The sequence below is a fragment of the uncultured Maribacter sp. genome (assembly GCF_963977385.1).
In the GTDB taxonomy this organism is placed as follows: Bacteria; Bacteroidota; Bacteroidia; order Flavobacteriales; family Flavobacteriaceae; genus Maribacter.
The window spans coordinates 94,585-117,483 of the sequence record NZ_CAXBOU010000004.1 but is presented as its reverse complement, the minus strand read 5'-3'; the positions used below and the strand labels follow the sequence as shown (position 1 = coordinate 117,483).

Here is a 22,899-nt window from a genome sequence, read left to right as displayed (position 1 = left end):
TAATTGGTTTGTTACTCTTCTCTTAATGCATCAATCGGTTTAATTCTAATGGCTCTATTGGCAGGTATTAGGCCTATCAATACACTTAGCCCTATCATTAAAACAAAAGAGACTATAAATTGCGGAATGCTTATCATTAGATTATAAAATGGCAAATCACTATTATCCCCTATCATGTTATTAGCGATTGCCAGGAACCCTACTGCTATAGCAAAACCAACAAAGCCAGCAAATACTGTGATTACAATTGATTCCAATACAATTTGACGTTTAACTACTTTGGGCGTAGCACCCAATGCACGTCTAATTCCTATTTCTTTGGTGCGCTCCTTAACTGTAATTAAAAGGATATTACTAATTGCGATTACACCTGCCAGTAGGGTTAGGATTCCAACAAAAAAGGATACTCCTTGTAAAACACTGGTAAAAGCCGAAACATTATTGAATACTTCAGATAAGTCGAAACTCCCAATCGCTCTTTCATCTGTAGGATTGATATCATATTTATTTTTCAACAATCGCTTAATCTGACTTTCAACTACTGGCACTTTAGTATCCGCTTGCACAGAAATTGCCATCCAACCCATTCTATCACCCGACCCAAAAGCTTTCTGGAAAGTTGAAAAAGGAATATAAACTGAATTTTCCCCATCGATATTTATATTCTGATTAGGCTTATATATTCCGACGATATTAAAAAATACACCGTTAATACGAACATCTTCACCAACAGCCTTTTCACCCTTTTCGAATAGAAGCTTATAGGTTTCTTCACCAATAACGCAGACCTTTTTTGCATCGGTCATATCGTTCTCATTCAAGAAACGACCTTCAACCAGCTTCTTTTTCATGATGTCATCAATATTAGGATAATCTCCATATACCGCTGAACCACTAGTAAGTCCATTTCTATATACCGTTACCACTCCTCTATGACTTCCAAGTTCAATACGTGGTGCCAATACTTCTATTTCTTCAATCTGTTCTTTTAAGATGGTTGCATCTTCTAATTTAAATTGAATTCTTCGTCCTCTTTCAAACCCTTTGTAAGGTTCAGAGGTACTTTGACTCCATACGAACAAACTGTTAGAAGCTGTACCGGCAAATATTTTCTGAAACCCGTTACTCATACCATTTGCCCCTCCTAATAAAAGAACAAGAATAACCATGGCAATAATAACTCCTAACATCGTCAAAAATGTGCGAAACAAGTTTTTACCTAGTGTGGCAAAAATCTCAGACCATAAATCTCTATCTAATATCCACATACTATTTATCGCTTAATGCTACAATTGGTTTCACTTTTGCTGCTTTCATTGCCGGGATTAATCCCGCTAAAACCCCTGCTACAATTAATATTACTGTCGCCGTTACTACTATCGACATACTTACCGACGGATTTGCAAAAGCACCTGAATTTATATTTGGACCAACAATGGCTAATAAACCCGTTGCTATTGCCAACCCTATAAAACCTGACAAAGCAGTTATAAAAATTGATTCGAATAATACCAGTTTAATTATTGACCAAGGCTCGGCACCCAATGCCTTTCGAACTCCTATTTCTTTAGTACGCTCTTTAATGATAAAAACCATGATATTACCTATGCCAACTATACCAGAAAGTAAAATCAAAAGCCCCACAATGGTTACGGCAATATCAAGACCACCAGTGAAGTTGCTAATATCTTCAAAGACTTCTGCATAATTGAAAATTCGTATGCCCGCTTGATCCTGAGGTGCAATTTTAAAACGGCGTCTAAACACACTTTCTAATCTGTCTGAAAATGCTAATGCTTTGGTTAGGTCGTATTCAGGGTTATAGGTCAATGCAATCTGATCTATATGATTTGTTTGACCATACATTTTTTGAAATGTACTTGTAGGCGCATAAATATTACGCTCTGCATTATCATCACCATCATCGGTAAAAGTCCCGATTACCCTAAAAGGAAGACCGTTAAATTCCACGAATTTCCCTATTGCATCTTCACCTTTAAATAAATCTTCTTCAACCTTTCTGCCGATTACAGCAACTTTCGAAGCGTTTAATAAGTCATTCGTATTTATATATCGCCCCTTATTAACAATGGTCTTCTCTATAATCTGGTGATCAGGATAAACGGCTTGAACATTATAGCTACCTGTTTCACTCTTATAACGTGCCGATGTATTTCGATATACTCTAGGGCTTATATACTCGACATCATTTGGAAAACTTCTTTTGATATATTCGATATCATCATTGGTAAGCTGAATTCTTCTACCAGCTTCAAAACCACCATAGGCCAAAGAAGTTGTTCCTGTTCTGATGAAAATAGAATTGGTAGCATCATCACTAAACTGCATGGTAAAGCCATTCTGCATTCCGTTTACAGACGCCAAAAGCAATACTAATATGAAGATTCCCCATCCTACTGAAAAACCCGTAAGAAAAGTTCTTAGCTTATTATTGCTAATACTATGATATATCTCTTGCCAAATGTCTCTATCAAACATATTGCTCGGCTCTTACTTGTTTTATCTTTTTATCTTCAATAATGACCCCATCTTTTAAATGCACGATTCGTTTACACATATCGGCAATATCAGGTTCGTGTGTAACAATTAAGATTGTATTGCCTTGATCATTAATTTTCTGAATTAAATCCATCACCTCATAAGATGTTTTACTATCCAAGGCACCCGTTGGCTCATCGGCCAACAACACCTTAGGTTCAGCGGCCATAGCCCTTGCGATGGCAACACGTTGTTTTTGACCACCAGAAAGTTCACTGGGCAAATGTGTCGCCCATTCCTTTAGTCCTACCTGTTCTAAATATTTAAGCGCTTTTTCCTGACGTTCTTTTCGAGGTACTTTTTGATAGTATAACGGAAGTGCTACATTTTCCACAGCACTTTTGTAATTTATAAGATTGAATGATTGAAAAACAAAACCTAAAAACTTATTTCTGTATCGTGCAGCCTTCGTTTCGTTGAGATCTTTTATCGGCACATTGTCCAAAATATACTCTCCAGAATCAGAACTATCTAACATACCTAGAATGTTAAGTAAAGTAGATTTACCCGAACCAGAAGAGCCCATGATAGCTACCAATTCACCTTCCTCAACATTGAAATTAATACCTTTAAGTACGTGAAGTGAATTCTTGCCCATTTTATAGGACTTATGAAGATCTTTAATTTGAATCATGTTGGTTGTTGTTTTGAACAATTTTTTACACTGTCTATCCATTAGACTAATCAGTGTTTAATTTGTTACATCAATTGATTTATTTTTTTGCTTTATTAATTTTCAGCCAATTCATCTGGCTTAACTTCATTCCAAACCTTAATTTTCTCGCCCTCTTTTATTCCTGAATTTATTTGAACATGTATACCATCGCTGATACCTAACTCAATTTCTCTACGCTCAAACTCTTGGTCACCAGTTTCTATTTCTACAAATGGTTTTTTGGTTTTATCATCAAACTGCACTAAAGCTTCTTTAACCGCCAATACACTGTCTACACGTGCCAGTATAATAGATGCATTTGCACTTAACCCCGCACGAATAAATACAGAATCTTGCTTTGTAAGCGTTCCTTTTATTTCAAACTGTATCGCACCATTTTCTTCCTTTCCCTTTGGTGCTATGTAATCTAACACTGCATCGAACACTCTGTTCTCAATGGCTCCTACAGTTATTTCTAAAGGAAGGTCTTCTTTAATTTTACCGACTTCAGACTCATCTACCTTACCTTCAAATATCATTTTATCAACGTCTGCAATGGCAGCAATTGTGGTTCCTTCGTTAAAGGTATTACTTTCAATTACTTGATTACCTACTTCAACAGGGACTTCTAAAACCATACCACTAACGGTTGCTCTAATTTGAGTATTCGACGCATTTCCATAACCAGCAGTTGTACCAGTTTTAACAATATCATATCTTTTATTAGCAGCCGCATACGATTGTTTCGCCTGATTATAAGTAACCTCTGCCCGTTCTAAATCTACTTTTGATATAACACCTTTATCGAACAATCCTTTTTGACGTCCCAAATTTCGCACCTGATCATCTAGATTAATTTTAGTCTCATCGATTGTATTTCTTGCATCATTTAAAGCATTCAGATTTGGCACCACTTTTATTGTACATAATAGGTCTCCCGATTTCACGAAATCACCGCCTTCGACAAATATCTCCTCTATTACTCCTGATATGTTCGGCTTAATTAAAACCTCCTCCAAAGGTAGTATGCTTCCAGTGGCCATTGTTTTCTTTATAATTGTCTGTCTCGATGGTTCTTCCGTTATATAAACCACTGGGTCTTCCGCATTCTTTTGATACAAATAATACATAGATCCACCAAAAAGTAATACTATGATGATGAGAATAATAATTGTTGTTGACTTTTTCATTTTTGATTGGTTATCTATTTTTTAATCGATTAATTATTCTGCTCTTAACGCCTCTATAGGTCTTATTTTTATAGCACTTTGTGCAGGTATAAAGCCTGCTAATAATCCTGAGAAAACTAAGATGACCAAAGCACTGATTACTACTCCTAAACTAACACTTGGGTTTACAAACATATCTACAGGCCCCACAGAATCGAGTACCGCATTTACACCATAAATAAAAGCTGCACCGAAAACTATACCGACCATACCTGATATTATTGTCAAGAATATAGATTCCATTAAAATTTGTTTTTTAATAGACCAAGGTGCTTCACCTAATGCCCTTCTAATACCTATCTCTTTTGTTCTCTCTTTTATTACTATCAGCATTATATTACTTACCCCGATAATACCCGATAACAATACCAGAATACCTACAAAATAAGCAACCCAACGTAGCGCCCCAAACAAGCTTTCTACTCTATTGAACTGTTCGTACAAGTCAAAATAACCTACGGCACGTTTATCATCTGGATGAATTTTTCTTTTCTCTTTTACAACACTTACTATTTTCTCCTTTAAGTCAGAAATTGAGTTTCCATCTTGCGCAGTTATAGCCATCCAACCTACATCGTTCCCCATATTAAATGCTTGGGAAAAAGCTGTAAAAGGCACAAATAATTCCTTTTGACCTTCCTCACCATTACCATCATTACTTTTCTTTTTATAGGTGCCGACCACCAAGAAGTTAACACCTTGAATCTTAAGGTAAGTTCCTAGAATGTCTTCCTCTTTATCATACAATTCATTCTTAACCCCCTCACCAATAACTGCTACCTTTCGTTTATCTTCAATATCATTTTGATTTATAAACCTACCAGATGTTATGGTCATAGGTTCTTGTCGGATAATCTGCGGATAATCGCCATACACATTAAAAGCTCCTGTTTTCAGGCCACGTATAACATTATTTCCGCCACCAAAACCACCTAGTTGATTTCGCGGAGAAATAAATCTTAGGTTTGGCACATTGTCTTTAATGGCTTGCACATCTTCCAACTTAAAATGAAAGCTTCGTCCCTTCGGCAGTCCTTTAAATGGGATTGTGGTATTCTGTGTCCAAATAAACATAGTATTAGTGGCGATATCACCAAAATCTGCCCTTATACCATTCTCCATACCTTTACCTGCAGCAAGTAGAATAATAAGAATAAAAACACCCCAACCTACACCAAATGAAGTAGCCAGCGTTCTAAAAACATTACTGGACAATACTTCCAATATTTCTTCCCAACGGTCTTTGTTGAACATGGTTATAGTTTATTATTTTAAAGTATTTTACTAGAAGTGACACAAATTATTGTCATTTCATTATACTTTAATTGTCACTCATCCTTTAATGCCTCAATCACATGTATTTTAGCTGCTCGCCATGCCGGAAAAAACCCTGCAACGGCCCCTGCAAAAATTAAAACAAAAACAGTTGTAAGGGCTACCTTAAAATTAACAGAAGGATTAAGAATATAATCAACCTCTACATGCGGACCAACAATCTCCAATAATCCCATACTCAAAATGAGTCCGCTGAAACCTGCAATTGCAGTAATAAAAATAGCCTCGTGCAAAATCATTCCCACAATTGACCAAGGTTTTGCTCCTAAAGCTTTTCTAATACCAATTTCTCTCGTTCTTTCTTTTACTACGATGAGCATAATATTACTTACACCAACAATACCTGCAATAATTGTACACACACCCACGAACCAAAAGAAGAATTTGATTCCGCCCATTAGGGAATAAAAGCGCTTAACCTCTTCCATTGGATTATAGATTTGAATGGCACTCGTATCATCTGGTGCAACGGTATGTACTTTTTGGAGATAAGATTTAAGGTCGTTCTTAAACTTAATGGATTGTGCCACTGAAGCCTCAAAATTCTCCGCTGGCGGCAGTGTATAAGATAAATTATTCAACTTATCTGCTCCATTAAAAACTTGCTGTGCAGTACTAATAGGGATATAAATTCGGTCTTCTTCGCGTTCACCGCCAATATCACCATATACCCCAACTATTTTAAAAGAGATTCCAGATATATCTAAAAACTCTCCGATCGGACTTTCCAGATCTTTAAATACCTCACGATTAATCTTGTTACTTATAATGACAACTTTTGCCTTGGAATCCTCATCTTGTTGATTCAAAAACCTGCCTTGAGATATAAATTCGTTTTCAATAAATTGAAATTGATGAGATACTCCTTGCACATAATATGCTAAAGTTTCATTTTTATAATTGACGAATGTATTTCGAACAAATAATCTTGGGGACTTATTTTCGATTTGGTCCTCCAATAAAGTAGCTACAAAGTCGTAGTTATCATTTCGTAATTGAATAGGTCTACCAGGATTCATTCCCTTATACTCAATTGTAGTAACACCAGGCCAAACCCAGACACTAGTAGCTGCATCTTGTTCAAATTCTTTGGCAATACCATTTTGCATGCCCTGCCCAAAACCCAATAAAATAACCAAAATAAAAATTCCCGAAGCAACGGAAAGCCCGGTAAGAAAAGTTCGCAATTTATTTTTGCGAATAGTATCGAAGATTTCTTGCCAACGTTCTAGATCGAACATAAGATTGATTGATTTGATTGATGAATGCAATCCAAGTATCACACAATCATAAGACTAACCAATTGCCAAAATGTTACACTATTTACGTAAAAATTATAAAAACCCGGTTATGCCCGCATCTTTCTATATATAAAATAAAACAAGCCGGCTACCAAGACGTAGGGTACTGCCATTAAATATACAATACCGTTATTAATACCTTCGGCTGCTTTACCTGATGATTCACTTTCTAGCACTGCTCTACACATGGCACATTGCGCATCAACTTCAAAAGGAATGAATACAACTACCGCTATAAGTAAAAATAATGTCCGTTTAGTATACATAGTAAGGAGATATCATTAAGTAAACCACAACACCTGTAACGGCAACATACAACCATACTGGAAAAGTATATCTTGCCAAAGCCCTATGGTTATCAAATTTCTTTAAATATGCCATTGCATAGGTACGCAGCACAAGAGGAATCAAAGCAATGGACAGTACAATGTGCGTTATTAAAATGAAAAAATACACATAACGTATAACTCCTTCACCACCATAAGAAGTAGAATCTGAAGTCATATGATATGCAATATACATCACCAGAAATAACAAGGATAAAATAATGCTCGTTGTCATTAATTGTTGATGTAGTTTTTGATTACCACTTTTAATAGCCCACACTGCTATCAATAACAAAACAGCCGTAATACCATTTATGGTTGCGTAAATTGGAGGTAAAAACGACAACGGTTCCACATTTGGAATTTTAATCCCAAAAAGTATTGCAACTACTAAAGGAATAACAATTGAAACTACTGCTATTAATCGATTAAATTTTCGTTCGTCTGTAACGTTCGCTTCCATAACTAAACTATGATTCCTCTAATAATTTTTGAATATCAATTTTCAAAATACTTATTTCTTCTGTTTCGCCTTGATCATTTGTACCATCTTTCTCTAAAATAGCACCTCTATAGTACACTATCGGATTACCAAATTCATCTTTTCTAGACCTTAAATAGCCTTCCTTATCAACTAGTGCAAATAAACCTGAATGCTCAAAGCCACCAGGAACATCTGGCATTTCAGCAGCAAAAATATTGAATCCTGCATTTGCCAATTCATACACTGCATCTTTATTTCCTGTCATCAAATTCCAACCGTTATTTTGAATTTTATATTTCTCAGCATAGGTTCTTAACACATCTGGAGTATCAAACTCTGGGGTAATACTAAATGAAGCTATACCAAAATTTTTATCTCCCTTAAAATGCCTTTGTACATCCACAAGGTTTGTGGTCATAATAGGACATATACTAGGACATCTTGTAAAAAAGAAATCTACCACATACACTTTACCTAAATAGTCCTTATCGTTTATTAGAACACTATCTTGATTGATAAATTCAAAAGAAGGAACTTTTCTTTTTTTACCGTCTAATAAAATATAACCTAATGTGCCATTTTGACCAGAACCATTTAGGCGATCATTCTCAACAACGGTATTAGATGACAATCTTTCTACAATACGCGGAATAACAATTATCCCAAAAATTAGCACTATCAACGAAACCCAAACATATGTATATTTCTTATTCATTATTTAGTTCTATCAGCGTTATTTTTTTTTAATGCGAGGCGGTATTCAGCCAATACTATTTTGACATCATCTACCATTTTATTATTCAAATCAGCAACTGAGTTTGAATTGAAACCATATTTGGTCCCTTCTTCCTCATCCTCATTTCTACCTCTTAAATTAAGATCTTTATCAATTATAAAAACATAGGGAGTTCCCAATAAATCATCTAATTGAATATCTGTATTAAGACTAGAATACAACGCCTTTATGTTTTCTGGATTAGTATAAACAAAGTACCATTTATCTATTTCAGACAAAGTAGCAAGTTCTTTTTCAATTTCTACAATTACATCTTCAGTACCAAATGGAACTACCATTACGAACTGAAAATCTGTAAACTCATTAAAGCGTTTATAAATTTTCTGATTTAAATTGAAAGCATTTCCTTTTCTAGATTCTACATTAGAACCTAAAAAGCCCAGTACAGTAATTTTATCTTTAAATTTTGCTTCCTTTGAAAAATCTAATTCATTTACGTTCTGAGTAAGTTCTGGTAATTTACCAAAGTTATTTACCCCAGAGGCAAAGAATAAATAGGCTACAATGGGAAGAATAAATAAAACAATTAGAACAAAGGTTTTTTTCATAAATCAAGAAGAAAAGTTATCGATCAAATTAATTAACCATGATTGAATAACTATTAAAATAGAAACTATACAAAAATAAAAAAGACGGTTATAAAACCGTCTTTTAATTCTGTTAATTCTAGCTTAGAAATTCCAACTAACGAAGCCATCTTTATAAACATTGTAGATATAATCTGCCTCAACGAGCAGAATAAACACTAAATACAATACCAAGAATATTGGTGTCCAAATTATAGCTCTCCTTAACGCAGATTTTTCGTCGCGCAAGTGCATAAAGTCCCAAGCAATATAATATGCTTTCACCAAAGTTAATATTATAAATATCCAGTTTATCAACTTCATTCCTAATACATGGGTATCAGTCAATGATTCGGGCTTTATAATACCTAATACTACTTCAACCGCAGTTATTAAGGTTAAGAAAGCCAAAACTCCCCAGATTTTTTGCGTGTTAGATTTAAACTTTACAAGTCCTCTAAAAATTTCTAATTTATGTCCGTCTGCCATTTTACTTTAATCTATAAATAAATTTACCGTAATACTGATAATTCTTAAAAGGTTTAAACCAGGTAGAAGAAGGTAAATACAAATACCCATACTAAATCTACAAAGTGCCAGTACAACCCAACTTTTTCAACCATTTCATAATGCCCTCTACGCTCATAAGTACCGAGAATAACATTAAAGAATATAATGATATTAATTACTACCCCAGAAAAAACGTGAAAACCGTGAAAACCTGTTATAAAAAAGAAGAAATCTGCAAATAATCTAGTACCATATTCATTGTGAATTAAATTGGCCCCTTCAACAACTTGTGTTGCATCAGCTAATTTATTTAATGAATTCTGTCTATCTAAAAGAGTTTTTTCACCTTCTTCATTGATTAATTCAGTTCTAATCAAAATATTAGGATCCGCCTTAAAGCCTTCAATAACTTCATCTAGTGAAAATGTTGTTAATGCAGATTCTTGAAAGAACCAAAGTCCATTTTTTCTTTCATGTATTATTCTATCACCTGGTAGAGACACTGCAAAATCAGACAATGAAGCTCTTTCTCCACTATCTGCCTTTACAAACTGTAAAATTCTACCACCTTTAGTTTCTACAGCACCGTGATCACCTTTGATAAAAGTACCCCATTCCCATGCTTGAGAACCAACGAAGATTGCACCACCAATAATAGTAGCGAACATATACCAAATAACTGCATTCTGCTTCATCTTATGACCTGCATCTACAGCTAAAACCATCGTAACCGATGACATAATCAAAATAAAGGTCATGAAGGCAACATAAATCATGGGATAATTACCATGAAAAAATGGAACGTGGGTAAATACCTCGTCGGCAATAGGCCATGTTTCTATAAATTTAAATCTTGAAAAGCCGTAAGCTGCTAAAAATCCTGAGAAAGTTAACGCATCCGACACAAGGAAAAACCACATCATTAATTTACCGTAGCTTGCTCCTAAGGGTTGATTGCCTCCACCCCATACGCTTGTTTCCGTTCCCGTTGTCACCGTAGAATCCATATACTGATTATCGTTTTAATAAAACTTTAGCAAATTTACATTTTTTTGAACTATATAAAAGAGCAATTTGAGTCAAAAAGTATTTTGAAACACTTTTTATTTAACAAAGGTCATAAATAACACTAAATAGACCCATAACAAATCTAAAAAATGCCAAAAAGTAGCCCCTAAGGTAACTCCTAAATAATTCTCAGCACTATATTTTCCTTTACTTTGGTTATATAACACCACTAATAGTGAAATCATCCCAGCCACAACGTGTACTATATGCACCATAGCGATAAGAAAAACATAAGACATTTTTATGCTACTTGTTGGACCAGTGAAGTAATATCCTTCAGCTACCATTTCTGAAAAACCAGAAAATTGAAGCCCAATAAAAACAACTCCGAGTGCGAAGGTTATCCACAACCAAAGTGTACCCTTACTAGAATCTCCATGTTTAATGGCATTTTTTGCCAACATATAGGAAAAGCTACTTATAATAATAATAATGGTACTATATATAAAAAACTGCGGCAAGGCAACATCACTCGCCCAATCTTCTCGTGAACTACTTACTATATAGGCACTCGTCCATCCTGCGAAACCCATTAACAAACTCACGATACCAAACCAAAGCATCATCTTTTTTGCCCTAGCATTTTTCTCCTGCTCCGTTCCTTGTGTCAAATCCATATTAAACTAAAAATTTATCTATTACATATACTATTTGCATCAGAGTTATATAACTGACGCTAGCTAACATTAACTTTCTTGCAGAGGCATTATCCCGCTTTGAATACAACTTAAAGGCAAAACCAAGCATTACCGCTCCCATTAAAAATACTATTATAGCAGCCACAATTGACAAATGCAACCTACCGGTTATACCAAAAACTGGTATTACCGAAACGACCATCATCCAAATTGTATACATGATTATTTGAAGCACAGTAGCACCATCTTTCTTGCCGGTAGGCAACATTTTGAATCCACCACTTCGATAGTCGTCATCTAACATCCATCCTAAAGCCCAAAAATGAGGAAACTGCCAAAAAAACTGAATCATAAATAATGTTCCCGGTTCAATCCCAAAGTCATCGGTGGCAGCTACCCAACCCAACATAAATGGAATTGCCCCTGGTATAGCGCCAACAAAAACCGCTAATGGTGTTATTGTTTTCAATGGCGTATAAACACTTGTGTATAGAAAGATAGAAATTGCCCCGAACATTGCAGTTTTAGGATTCAATAGATATAATGCCAATACGCCAAGTAATGTCAAAACAATTGCCATAGTCATAGCTGACTTGACAGAAATTCGACCAGTAGGAATAGGTCTGTTTTTAGTACGCTTCATTAAAGCATCTAAATCTCTTTCTATAACCTGATTGTACGCATTACTTGCGCCAACCATACAATAACCGCCAAATGCCAGTAGCAATACTTGCGTCCATTGAATTTCATAAGCACCTAAAAAATAACCAGCAATCGAAGAAAAAACGACACTAATTGCCAATCTAGCTTTGGTAATCTCCTTAAAATCGGCAAAAATCAATGCAAGTGCATTACTTTTTGTCGAACTAACGGCCGTTTTCATATTTCATTTAAATAGATCTGCAAAGATAACCCCCTAGTCATATTTCTGCAACCTTAAACTTTTATTTCTAGTATATTTGAAAGTAAACGAATTAACTTCTTACCCCTTAAAAATGAAACAATTAAAATCTATTTTCAATCTGACCACTCTTATGTTCATCTCTATGATTTCTTGGAGTCAAGAAGAAGAGGTAACAATTACCATAGACTCCCTAACTAATGAAGTTTTTATGCTTACTGGTCAAGGTGGTAATATAGGACTCTTTGTAAATGCTACCAATACATTTATGATTGATGATCAATTCGCTCGACTAAGTCCAAAAATAAAGCAAGCGATAGCAACCATTACCAATCAACCTATAACCTATTTATTCAACACACACATGCATGGTGACCATACAGGTGGCAATGCAGAATTTAATTCAAAAACGACCACCTTAATTGCCCAAGATAATGTTCGAAAAAGCCTTGAGCAGCGGATTATTGAAAAACCCGAACTTAACAACGATATACTACCTGAGATAAGTTTCTCTGAAGAACTTACATTGTATCAGGATGACGAAACTATAATGGCATTTCATGTTCATAATGCACATACTAATGGAGATGCCATGATTTATTTTATAAAAAATAATGTCATACACATGGGTGATACTTATTTTTCAGGACGATACCCTTATATCGACATAAATAATGGTGGTAGCGTTAATGGTTATATCAACGCACAAAAGAAGGCCTTAATGCTAATTGACGACAATACCATTATAATTCCAGGTCATGGACGACCATCAAATAAACAAGAACTAACAACTTATATCACCATGTTAGAGGACATTAAAGACAACACCTTAAAAGCAATTGAATTAGGAAGAACATTGGAACAAATTACAACAGACACCACTATTTCTGGCGCATACGATACTGATTACGGAACTGGATTTATCAATCCTGAACGATTGAGAAGTACATTTTATACAAGTTTAAAAAAATAGGTTTTATTTACCGAAACAAGATTGATTATAAATAAAAAATCCCGAGCTATTCGCTCGGGATTTTTTATTAAATACTATTAAGTATTTATATATACTATTGTAACTTAAAGTTAATTGGAATACTAAAAGGAACACGCACGGCTCTACCTCTTTGCTTACCAGGAGTCATCTTAGGAAGCTTATTGATAATTCTCGCAGCTTCTGCTTCTAAGTTTTTATCAGGTCCTCTCATTCTTACGTTACCGATGCTACCATCTTTTTGGATAACGAACATAACGCTTACTCTACCTTGAACACCCATTTCCTGAGCAATTTCTGGATAACGGAAGTTTTTACCAATATGCTTTTGAATCATTGAGTTAAAACAAGCTCTCTTGTCTTTTTCATTCTCACAACCTGGAAAAATCGGCACATCTTCAATAACTGCGAAAGGTACATCTACATCTTCTTCAATTTCATCAACGATTACATCGTCAACCTCAACGATTTCTTCTTCTTGACTAGTTTCAGTAGATTCGATAACAGTCTCTTCAACCTCTTCTTCATCTTCTACAACCTCAATAATTTCAGGTGCAGCTGGTGGCGGTGGAGGTGGTGGAGTCTTAATCTGTTCGGTCATAGGAACCTCTTCATCTAAAAGATCATCCACATTCATAGAAATATCATAATCATTGACTTCATCATAAGTCTTCCACTCAAATGCCACGTAAGTAAATAGCATTACCGCGAACAATCCGATAACAAAATAAAGACTACTGTTCTTCGTTAAATCCGCCTTAGGATTCTTTTTAGGTTCCATATATATTCAATTTAGTGATTGCTAATTTAACTAAATAATCCATAAAAATGCAATTAAAATTTTCATTTTAACGACCGCTTTCGAAAAAACAGAAAACGTAAGAGCAACATTCCGACAATAGCACCGGTAGTATTGGCCATTGCATCGAGTGGATCGCCGTGTCTATCTTCGGTAGCTACATGTTGTAATACCTCAATAAGTATGCCATATAAAACTGCTAATAAAACAATGTACCACAACAACTTAACTGTTCCATTTACAAGCCACTCGCCCTTGGTTTTTGCCAAAAAAGCTAACAGGACCATTACAAAATAAAAGGTAAAATGAACAGCCTTATCCATATGAGGAATATTGAACCGAGAAGTACCTACTTCTGAAAAAGAAAATAAGCTGAAAAATGTTACAAACATCATCCAGCTTATGAATAGTACTTTATAAACAAGGTTTTTAACCACCTATTATCTCTTTATAAGCTGCGTCGCTCAACAAATCATCTAATTGACTGGCATCACTAAACTTTATTTTTACCATCCAACCATCACCATAGGGGTCAGAATTAACTTTTTCTGGCTCATCTTCAAGAGCTTCATTAAACTCCACTATTTCACCAGATAATGGGGAAAACAAATCAGAAACTGTTTTTACAGCTTCAACAGTTCCAAAAATAGCTTCACGGTCTAAAGTTTCATCTAATGTGTCTACTTCTACATAAACAATATCACCTAGTTCACCTTGAGCAAAATCTGTGATTCCAACGGTTGCCATATCACCGTCAATCTTAATCCATTCATGGTCTTTTGTATATTTTAATTCTGCTGGTATATTCATTATAAACGTTTATTATTTTTTTACTTGGGCAAATGTATAGTATTCCAATTAGCTAATCAAAAAATTAGCACATGTTATAGTTTGAATTAAATTGTTGATAAATAGAATATTCCTAAAGTTTAATAGAAATCTTTTTAATTACCAAAATTATAGCGAATTGTAAATCCGGTATTGATTGTTGTTTGTGGAAATGCTGTTGATACCGCGAATTTCGAGAACGAATGATCGTAAAAGAACAAAGCATTTAAGTTTTTACTAAGGGCATAATCGGCTGTAAATTTAAGTGACATTAAATTCTGACCAGAGGTTATTTGGTTGTTATTAATATCAAGATTTCTAATAATTGTAATATTATCACGTAAAGTAACATCGGCCTTCAAGTTCAAATCACCTTTTAATCTCGTTTTATTACCTCCAATATTAGTTACGAATTTCACGTCTTTAAAACGGTAACCCATACCGACAGTATATTCTTTGCCATTAATTTCGGTCATAAGATTATTGTCGAAACTTAAAGACATAGCTCTGTCTGTTCTAACCTCGGCTAAAACACTAATAGAGTTTTTCATTTCAAAATCTACCCTAACTAACGGGTTAAACTGATCTGTAAGTACCACGTTGTTCAAAATAAGATCCGACAACAAATCTCCATTTTCAGCATCTACTTGAGGCAAACCATCATTACGCAACTGTACTTTTTCAAGATTGGTCTGATATGAGTTTATACTATATGCAGAACGATACCCGTGGCTTAAAGAAAAACGCTTAAATTTCTTTTTAAACCATTTGCTCTTCATCAACCCTGTATACTTGATACTCCAGTTCGGAATAGGAATATCTCTAAAGGTATCTAAGTTTACACGACCCGCATCTTGACCCGTATATGCCGCAAAAAAGGCAGGCAATAAAACTTCTTGTTGAGTTTTGCCATATAACTGCGGAAAACCATCATCATCTAAAGTACCAGCAGCTTGTCCTCTATCTGCAACCAATCTATTCGCTATCGTAATTCTATTTTCTTTGAATTGATTAAAAGTATCTGAATCGAATTCATCGCTTTTACCAAATGCGGTACCAATCATCATAGTAGAAATACTAAAGCTACCATAGTTGTTACCCAATTGAACATTATATTCTTGATCGGTAACACTGAAATTCTCTTGGTAACTATCTGAATACTGTCTGTCCGCAACTAAGTCTATTGTTATATCCCTTGTAGGTTGCGCTGTAGCTGTAATATTCAACTGCTTATTTGTTCTTTGGATGAATTGCTCATTAAATTCTGGGAAATTAGTCAACCATCCATTTTTAGCGGCCTCGAAACGAACATCGGCTTGACTACCGAAAACAAAACCTATAGTTGGTCTTGCAGTACCAATAAACCCAACTGATTGTGTATAACCTGGCAGTACCGTACCATTATTCTCACTATAGTTGAAGTTCAATCTTTTCACCATAGTCACAATATCTACTACGGTATTAAACATATCGCTGGTTTTACCCTTTATTTTTTCTTGCTCTTCTGCTGGTACTCCTGCTTTATCCCTTCTCACAGGTCCGGCATTAGATGCTTTTGGAGCTTCACGTTTTTTAAGCCCTATCATATCATAGAATTTCTGCAAAGTCAATGATGATGTTATGGTATGTGTATTTGCATTCTGTATGGTATTCACATCACTACCTACAACCGCTAAGATGGCATCTCCACCTCTTTGCCAATCAAAATTACTAGTGTAGGTATATTGCGTACTAATAAAATCTAAAGCAGGTATTTTCGCAAAAGGAACTTCATAATTTAATTGCATCTGTTGCGAATGCCTATTCGGCTCACCAATATCAAAGAAACCGTCCCATAAACCTAATGCATTATTAATTCTATCTGCCGACTCTAAGGGCTCACCTTCATTAAGATAATTACGAACTATATTATTGTTAGACGCCGTAAGGTTTAATCGTAATGATTTAGTTAGGTTATAATTAATAGCATACTGCCAATTAAATAGATAATTACGTTGTTGCAGTTCTGGCAGTTCAATTCTGTCCTCATTTTCTTGATACACATCTCTAAAACGTTGCGCATTAAATTGTCGATTTATATTGGAGTTAACGCCAATGGTAGACGGTAATAAATTCAAGTTTAAATCTTTTAACCATTGCCAATATTTACCAGTAAATAGAGAGTCTTTCTTAGCAAACGGCGCTACCTCTAAAGGTTCAAAACTATGGTTATACACAAAGCCGGTATTCACCGTCTGGTCTCTTAATTGTGCAATCTCAAAATCGCGATGATCCGTTTCGTTATAACTATAGTTAAATGTAAAATTCTCAATATCGTAAAAATTGGCGTCAGCCTCATCGCCACGATCCTTACGAACTCCTATTAAATTGATACTTGTTCTCTTTGTATAATCTTCCGCTTGTTCTAATACCTCATCTTTTCCCTCTTGTGTACTTTCAGCAGCTATTCTATCTTCAAGTTTTAAATCATCATATACAGGGTCGAACTCAGGAGTAATAACTTGCTCTGATATTCCGTAGTTGAAAGGCAACTGAATTCCCCATTGCTTAGGAAGCAATTGACCGACATTAACATTCGTAACAACATCGTAAGATATTGCATCTTCTCGTGCACGTTCATTTGGCATTTGGTCGATAGATCCAAAACCAGAAGTACTTTTACTACCCGTAGCACTAATATTTGCAAAATCAGCAATATTGGCATCAATGGCAGCAATAGCCGCCCAACCTCCGTTATTATCTAGACCAGCAAGACGAAGTTCATTGAACCAAACTTCTCCCCTAGCCGGTAGGTTATCTTGGTTTTTTACCCCAACCATTATAGTACGAATACTACCTAAAGAAGGGTTACCCTTTATTCCAATTCGTATTCTTCCTGGTGTGCGAACATCAAATTCATTTACAGGAATTACTTCACCGTTCTCTACTTCAAAAAATCTAACTTCACTTAAATCACCATCTGAAATCCAAAGAGACTTTACTTTATTTAAATCGCTAAGTGCAATATTCATCTCATTTGCCTCTGGCCATATTTCAGTATCTGAAACTGCATCAAAAGGTGTAAACTCTAAAGGAAGTTCTATTTGATAGAAGTTTTGCGAGAAATCTGTACCCATTCGCAAGAAACCAACCAAAGGTGTCGATGTATCTGCATAATCACTATCGACAATCTTCTCCGCATGCATGAACATCTTCAAGTTCTTGTACTGTCGAATATCGATATTTAAATTTTTGAACACCCCACGTGAATCACGAGGCTCTAAATTCTCTACCAATAAAGAAAGAGATTGTTCATTCTGACGAATGATTGTATTGTTATTATTTAATTGTTCTCTTATTACTCCAGGAGGTAACACATAAGGAATAGGTATTCTATTACTATTCTCCTCAATATTTACCGTATTCACATCTAAAGTGGTACCATCGTCTGCAGGGTCATTATCAATATCGGCATCTTGTAATGTTTTAGTATATGTACGCCAATCTCCCCGTACCAAATCTAACGTAGCAAAACGTAGCACAGTAGGATTATTAAAACCTGTCATATACATTCTCATGAAACTTATTGACCTAAAATCGGTAATACCACCGACCGCATCACTGAAATCACTTAACGGAATTTTATATTGAATCCATCTATAGTTAACATCATCACCATTCGGTATTCTAGTACCACTAGCCACCCCTTCTCTAATATCTGTTACATACTTATCATTAATAGAAGTATTAGGCTTAATTGCAATACGATATTCGTAATAACTATTTACCGTGTTCATGGTTAAATCACGATCAATATCTTCTACATCAGGTAACGTTGTAGACCCTCTATTGGTATTTGAAACAGCTACTGGTGAGTTTCCTTCAGGACTATTAAAATCAATATATCGTTCTAAAATACTTCCCTCTCTATTTAAATAGTACGTGTAGTTATCCAAGGCTGGATCATCACCACCGTTATTTGTAAAAATTGAGCCCTCATTTTCATCATTAAATCCGTCGAAACCAATATCCTGCAAGCTTCTGTTAGGCTCACTTGCATCAAACGCATATACCAAAGATTGTGTTGCGGGTACTTCACCCCATGAAGTAGGTGCTGTAAAATCGTTACTATCAACTCCAGGTAAACCGTTTTCGTATTGCTTTTTTCCATCACGAAGAATATCCTCTGAAATATTACCCAAATTCAATACTAACTCTCCAGAACCTGATGAGATACCATCTACATAAGGATCCATTACCCAAAACTGAATAAATTCAACATTACTTTGCTCAAAATCGGTACTACTTAACGAACGCATCATACCTCCCCATTTTTCATTGGTCGCCTCAACTTCAAAATCTGGGTTGTTATTATAAGGTCCTTTAACTGATGGATAATACACCATATCTAAAGTCGTTTGTACCTGAGTTTGGCCTTGAGCAACATCCGTCTGTGGAAAAACTTCATCTATGTAAATTCTACGGGTAGGGTTTGTAGAAACATCATCATCACTAATTTCTGAAGGTCTTTGGTTAGTATAAAATATAGGATCAATAGTATACCATGATAACTTAGCTCTGCCATAACCGTTCAACAAGTTGTCTGGATCATCTGGTGAACTACCATAAAGTTGATTTCCACCAATACCATACTCCAACGGCATACTCGAAATAGTCCAACCTAGGGATGCTCTAATATCAATTAAGGCTTGTGCTCCTTCAAAATCATCTAAGTAGGTTGTTGTTTCCCCATCAAAATCCGCGTTTTTCGGAGAACTTGGTTTCAACATAGCCATTTCTGCCCTAATAGATACATTTGATGGCACATCGGTATCGATATTTGGCAACTTATTCACCATACGTGTTAACCATGGTACTTCGGTAGAAAAATTACCGTTTAGTCCGAAAATAGTATTGTTAACAGGTTCTACCCCGTAATTAGATTTTTGTGTTAACGGGCGTTCATTTAAATTTAACAAGGTACCACCCAATACAAACTTCTCACTAATTTGATGTTCAACATTTACACCAGTAAATCGACGTGTTTGTTGTCCAAATACAGCATTATTCTCTACAGAAATATTAATAGGAACATTAGAAGCCTCTAAACTAGGATCTAAGATCTGTACCGTACCAGCTTGGTAATTTACCGTATAATCGACACCCTCTTGTAATTGTCGACCACCAGCAGTAACCCGCACCGACCCTCTCGGAACATTAAATGCACCAATAGGTATACCATTACTACCTTCAGATTTATAATTACCCTTTAATAAGAATTTATTTTTTTCTGGATCTTGTAATGCAGCAGCCTTCGTCAATTCATACATGTCTCTAAACACATATTGTTCTTGGTTGGCATTATACCCCGATGTATTATTATACTGACCACTATTCCCGTTTTCTAACTCTTCGTACAAAAATTGTCCGAATGGCTCAACTTTCGTAAAAATAATTCGACCACCTTGCACGTCTATGGTCTGCCCTGCTACAAAATCAAAGAAACCATCACCACCCGGTTGAATATCATTATAAACATTCAGTCTATCTAGGTTAAAGACGTTCAAAAGAATTCTTTCTTCTAAACCTTCGGGCCATCCTGTACCTGGTCCCTCTTCAATAGGAGTAATGTAATTTCTAGGTGTTGGATCTGAATATAAAATATTTAACTTAAAATCGTCTTGACTTAAACGAAATGCACCAGTAGCATATATATTCTTCATCATCAAATCCCAAATAGGATCATTGATGTTAGTAATATTACTTTTTAATAATTTAAGTATTAACGTGTTGTTTTCGATGATTGGATTAACACCTTGCGAAACAGTAGTTGCTTCTAACCCACCATTCGCAAACTCACCAACTTGGAAAACTTCACCTTGAAATGTATATTGATATGCAACACCTAAAACCTCGTCATTACTTAATCGTTGGTTCAAAGAGATATATCCTAATTGGGTATTGTACTCAAAATCTCTACCCTGCTCTAATTTTCTAGCATTTTCTAACAATGCATAATCAAATCCTTGGTTTGGATTATAAGAATTAACAAAGCTTGCTGCATTAAAACCACCTTCTACAGTCGCTATTTCTCTAATATTATCATTTAATGCACCACCATTACCAATTAATGCTGGGTCATAATCGTTGGCATTATTTCTAGGTCTTGTATCTGCAATGCCATTAAAGAATCCAGCTCCACTACCATTATTTTGACCTACTCTGGTTTTTGTAATGTTAGACTCTCCTAAATCTTGAATTGCTACAACATTACGAACGTTCAACGTTTGCTGACTTCTATTGGTTACCCAAACCTCTATACGTGTAATCTGTACCTGACTCTGCACATAGGGATACGTAGAAAGTGCACGGTCATAATTATCCCTAAAATATTGCGATAAGAAAAAGTGTCTGTTCTCATCATAATCTAGTGCAGTTAAAGAGAATTCATTTACTGTGCCACCGCCTTGAGCAACAACCGTATTATTTTGAGACTTTTGTTCAGAAAACACAGCAGTAACCGAAGTCTTACCAAATTGCAATTTTGTTTTCACCCCAAATAAACTTTGAGCACCTTGAATCAAAGAGCTATTTAATGGCATACTAACATTACCGACTTCAATAGATTGAATAATGTCATCTTCAGTTGGAGTATAATCAAGCTTTACAATATTCTGAAAATCGAATGTAGCTTCTGTATCATAATTTGCAGTTACTTGTAGGCGTTCTCCAATTTTACCCAACATACTAAGACTTATACGCTGATCAAAGTCAAACGAAAGGTTGGTTCTATTACGTGGTGAAAGTGACGGATTATCATTTTTTTGCCAAATAACACCTAAATCCATAGCTACCGAACCCTGTGGAATAATTTCTATAGTGTTTCCTCCAAAAATAGAAGTGAAAAAATTATTGTTAACATAAAAATTAGGAAGTAAGTTTTTACGCGCTTCTTCACTACCGGCTTTTTTACCAGAAAAAGCATCTGACTTTTCTTTAAAATAAGATTTAATACCTTCCTTTTCAATAAGGTCAAAATATTGATCAGGGGTAAGAATTATTGGATATCCTATATTGAAATCACCAACACTTTCATTATAAATATAACGGTCCAGATTAGGGTCATAAATATATTTTGAAACGATACTATCTGGATTTTCAAGAAGAATACGACCTAGATCAAACCCTGTCTTCACAGAATCGATTTCTTGTTCTTCTGTTTCTTGCGCCATAACAACCGCCATGGAACCAAAAAACATACAGAATAGAAAGATATACTTAAAAGAAGTTTTAAGATTTTTAATTGCCCCGATTTTTTAAACTTAATTACAAATTTTTGAGCGAGAGTTTAATAATATTCTCTACACTAATTGAAGAATCTTGACTAAGCACTTTATCGACAACCCTTTCTGCCTGTTTACGTGCGAAGCCTAGAACTTCTAAAGCAGATAACGCTTCATCTTTATTTGTATTGTTTGCAGTTAGCGAAAGTTCATCTATATCATAGACTTTTAATACCTTATCTCGAAGATCCAAAATTACAAGTTGGGCAGTTTTGGCTCCAATTCCTTTTACAGCTTGTATAGCGGGGACATCGCCATTAGCAATTGCATCTCTCACCTGAGAAGGTGACATTGAAGAAAGCATGGTTCTGGCTATACTTGAACCAATACCTGAAACCGACAATAACAATCTAAATATTTCACGCTCAGATTTCTCTACAAAACCATATAAAGTATGTGAATCTTCCTTTATTTGAAGATGGGTAAATAAGGAGATATTCTCCTGTTCTGGTAATTTTGAAAAAGTATTCAATGATATATTCACAAAATAGCCAACACCACCACATTCGATTATAATATGTGTTGGATTCTTTTCTACCAGTTTACCTCTTAAGTGATGTATCATATGAGCTTAAATTAAATAGGGAAATT

At 35.2% G+C, this 22,899-nt stretch carries 20 protein-coding genes; 1 reads left to right on the top strand and 19 read right to left on the bottom strand.

Features of this window, described 5'->3' with window-relative positions; all coding sequences use genetic code 11:
- Window positions 1–11: 11 nt before the first annotated feature.
- The 14 genes from AAC084_RS06990 to cyoE form a co-directional block, all read right to left on the bottom strand.
- Window positions 12–1,268 (bottom strand): ABC transporter permease, encoded by a 1,257-nt coding sequence (locus AAC084_RS06990; protein WP_339838750.1) that lies wholly within the window; start codon window positions 1,266–1,268, stop codon window positions 12–14.
- A 1-nt stretch (window position 1,269) separates the two neighbouring features.
- Window positions 1,270–2,499, bottom strand: a complete 1,230-nt coding sequence (locus AAC084_RS06985; RefSeq protein ID WP_339838745.1) for an ABC transporter permease — start codon at window positions 2,497–2,499, stop codon at window positions 1,270–1,272.
- Window positions 2,492–3,193: an ABC transporter ATP-binding protein gene (locus AAC084_RS06980; protein ID WP_339838743.1), complete on the bottom strand. Its 702-nt coding sequence runs from the start codon at window positions 3,191–3,193 to the stop codon at window positions 2,492–2,494. The genes AAC084_RS06985 and AAC084_RS06980 overlap by 8 nt, the downstream gene beginning before the upstream one ends.
- A gap of 95 nt (window positions 3,194–3,288) precedes the next feature.
- The gene (locus tag AAC084_RS06975; RefSeq protein ID WP_339838741.1) at window positions 3,289–4,404 is read right to left on the bottom strand and encodes an efflux RND transporter periplasmic adaptor subunit; all 1,116 of its coding nucleotides are present in this window, start codon (window positions 4,402–4,404) and stop codon (window positions 3,289–3,291) included.
- Window positions 4,405–4,437: 33 nt separating this feature from the next.
- Window positions 4,438–5,697, bottom strand: a complete 1,260-nt coding sequence (locus AAC084_RS06970) for an ABC transporter permease (RefSeq protein ID WP_339838739.1) — start codon at window positions 5,695–5,697, stop codon at window positions 4,438–4,440.
- 74 nt (window positions 5,698–5,771) lie between these two features.
- Window positions 5,772–7,019 (bottom strand): ABC transporter permease, encoded by a 1,248-nt coding sequence (locus tag AAC084_RS06965; protein WP_339838736.1) that lies wholly within the window; start codon window positions 7,017–7,019, stop codon window positions 5,772–5,774.
- A gap of 107 nt (window positions 7,020–7,126) precedes the next feature.
- Complete coding sequence (locus AAC084_RS06960; protein WP_339838733.1) at window positions 7,127–7,345, bottom strand: hypothetical protein; 219 nt, start codon at window positions 7,343–7,345, stop codon at window positions 7,127–7,129.
- On the bottom strand, window positions 7,335–7,868 hold the full coding sequence (locus tag AAC084_RS06955) for a DUF420 domain-containing protein (protein WP_339838731.1): 534 nt from the start codon (window positions 7,866–7,868) through the stop codon (window positions 7,335–7,337). Before AAC084_RS06955 ends, AAC084_RS06960 begins: the two co-directional genes overlap by 11 nt.
- 7 nt (window positions 7,869–7,875) lie before the next feature.
- Entirely contained in the window at window positions 7,876–8,604 is a 729-nt protein-coding gene (locus AAC084_RS06950; protein ID WP_339838729.1) for an SCO family protein, read from the bottom strand.
- A complete protein-coding gene (locus tag AAC084_RS06945; protein ID WP_339838726.1) occupies window positions 8,604–9,233 on the bottom strand; it encodes a hypothetical protein in 630 nt (209 codons plus the stop codon). The genes AAC084_RS06950 and AAC084_RS06945 overlap by 1 nt, the downstream gene beginning before the upstream one ends.
- Before the next feature lie 123 nt (window positions 9,234–9,356).
- On the bottom strand, window positions 9,357–9,740 hold the full coding sequence (locus tag AAC084_RS06940) for a cytochrome C oxidase subunit IV family protein (protein WP_339838724.1): 384 nt from the start codon (window positions 9,738–9,740) through the stop codon (window positions 9,357–9,359).
- A gap of 53 nt (window positions 9,741–9,793) precedes the next feature.
- Window positions 9,794–10,768 (bottom strand): cytochrome c oxidase subunit 3, encoded by a 975-nt coding sequence (locus AAC084_RS06935; protein WP_339838721.1) that lies wholly within the window; start codon window positions 10,766–10,768, stop codon window positions 9,794–9,796.
- 96 nt (window positions 10,769–10,864) lie between these two features.
- A complete protein-coding gene (locus tag AAC084_RS06930; RefSeq protein WP_339838720.1) occupies window positions 10,865–11,446 on the bottom strand; it encodes a cytochrome c oxidase subunit 3 in 582 nt (193 codons plus the stop codon).
- Window position 11,447: 1 nt separating this feature from the next.
- Window positions 11,448–12,350, bottom strand: a complete 903-nt coding sequence (gene cyoE, locus AAC084_RS06925; protein ID WP_339838719.1) for a heme o synthase — start codon at window positions 12,348–12,350, stop codon at window positions 11,448–11,450.
- A gap of 112 nt (window positions 12,351–12,462) precedes the next feature.
- Between cyoE and AAC084_RS06920 the strand changes: the two genes are divergently transcribed.
- Window positions 12,463–13,341: an MBL fold metallo-hydrolase gene (locus AAC084_RS06920; protein WP_339838716.1), complete on the top strand. Its 879-nt coding sequence runs from the start codon at window positions 12,463–12,465 to the stop codon at window positions 13,339–13,341.
- A 94-nt stretch (window positions 13,342–13,435) separates the two neighbouring features.
- Here AAC084_RS06920 and AAC084_RS06915 read toward each other — a convergent pair whose 3' ends face one another.
- The 5 genes from AAC084_RS06915 to ruvA form a co-directional block, all read right to left on the bottom strand.
- Window positions 13,436–14,140 carry an energy transducer TonB gene (locus AAC084_RS06915; protein ID WP_339838714.1) on the bottom strand — a complete coding sequence of 235 codons (705 nt, stop codon included), beginning with the start codon at window positions 14,138–14,140 and terminating at the stop codon, window positions 13,436–13,438.
- A 62-nt stretch (window positions 14,141–14,202) separates the two neighbouring features.
- Window positions 14,203–14,595, bottom strand: a complete 393-nt coding sequence (locus tag AAC084_RS06910; protein ID WP_339838711.1) for a VanZ family protein — start codon at window positions 14,593–14,595, stop codon at window positions 14,203–14,205.
- On the bottom strand, window positions 14,588–14,968 hold the full coding sequence (gene gcvH / locus AAC084_RS06905) for a glycine cleavage system protein GcvH (RefSeq protein ID WP_339838706.1): 381 nt from the start codon (window positions 14,966–14,968) through the stop codon (window positions 14,588–14,590). The genes AAC084_RS06910 and gcvH overlap by 8 nt, the downstream gene beginning before the upstream one ends.
- 134 nt (window positions 14,969–15,102) lie before the next feature.
- Window positions 15,103–22,224, bottom strand: a complete 7,122-nt coding sequence (gene sprA, locus AAC084_RS06900; protein WP_339838704.1) for a cell surface protein SprA — start codon at window positions 22,222–22,224, stop codon at window positions 15,103–15,105.
- A 67-nt stretch (window positions 22,225–22,291) separates the two neighbouring features.
- Window positions 22,292–22,873 (bottom strand): Holliday junction branch migration protein RuvA, encoded by a 582-nt coding sequence (ruvA, locus tag AAC084_RS06895; protein ID WP_339838702.1) that lies wholly within the window; start codon window positions 22,871–22,873, stop codon window positions 22,292–22,294.
- Window positions 22,874–22,899 lie beyond the last annotated feature (26 nt).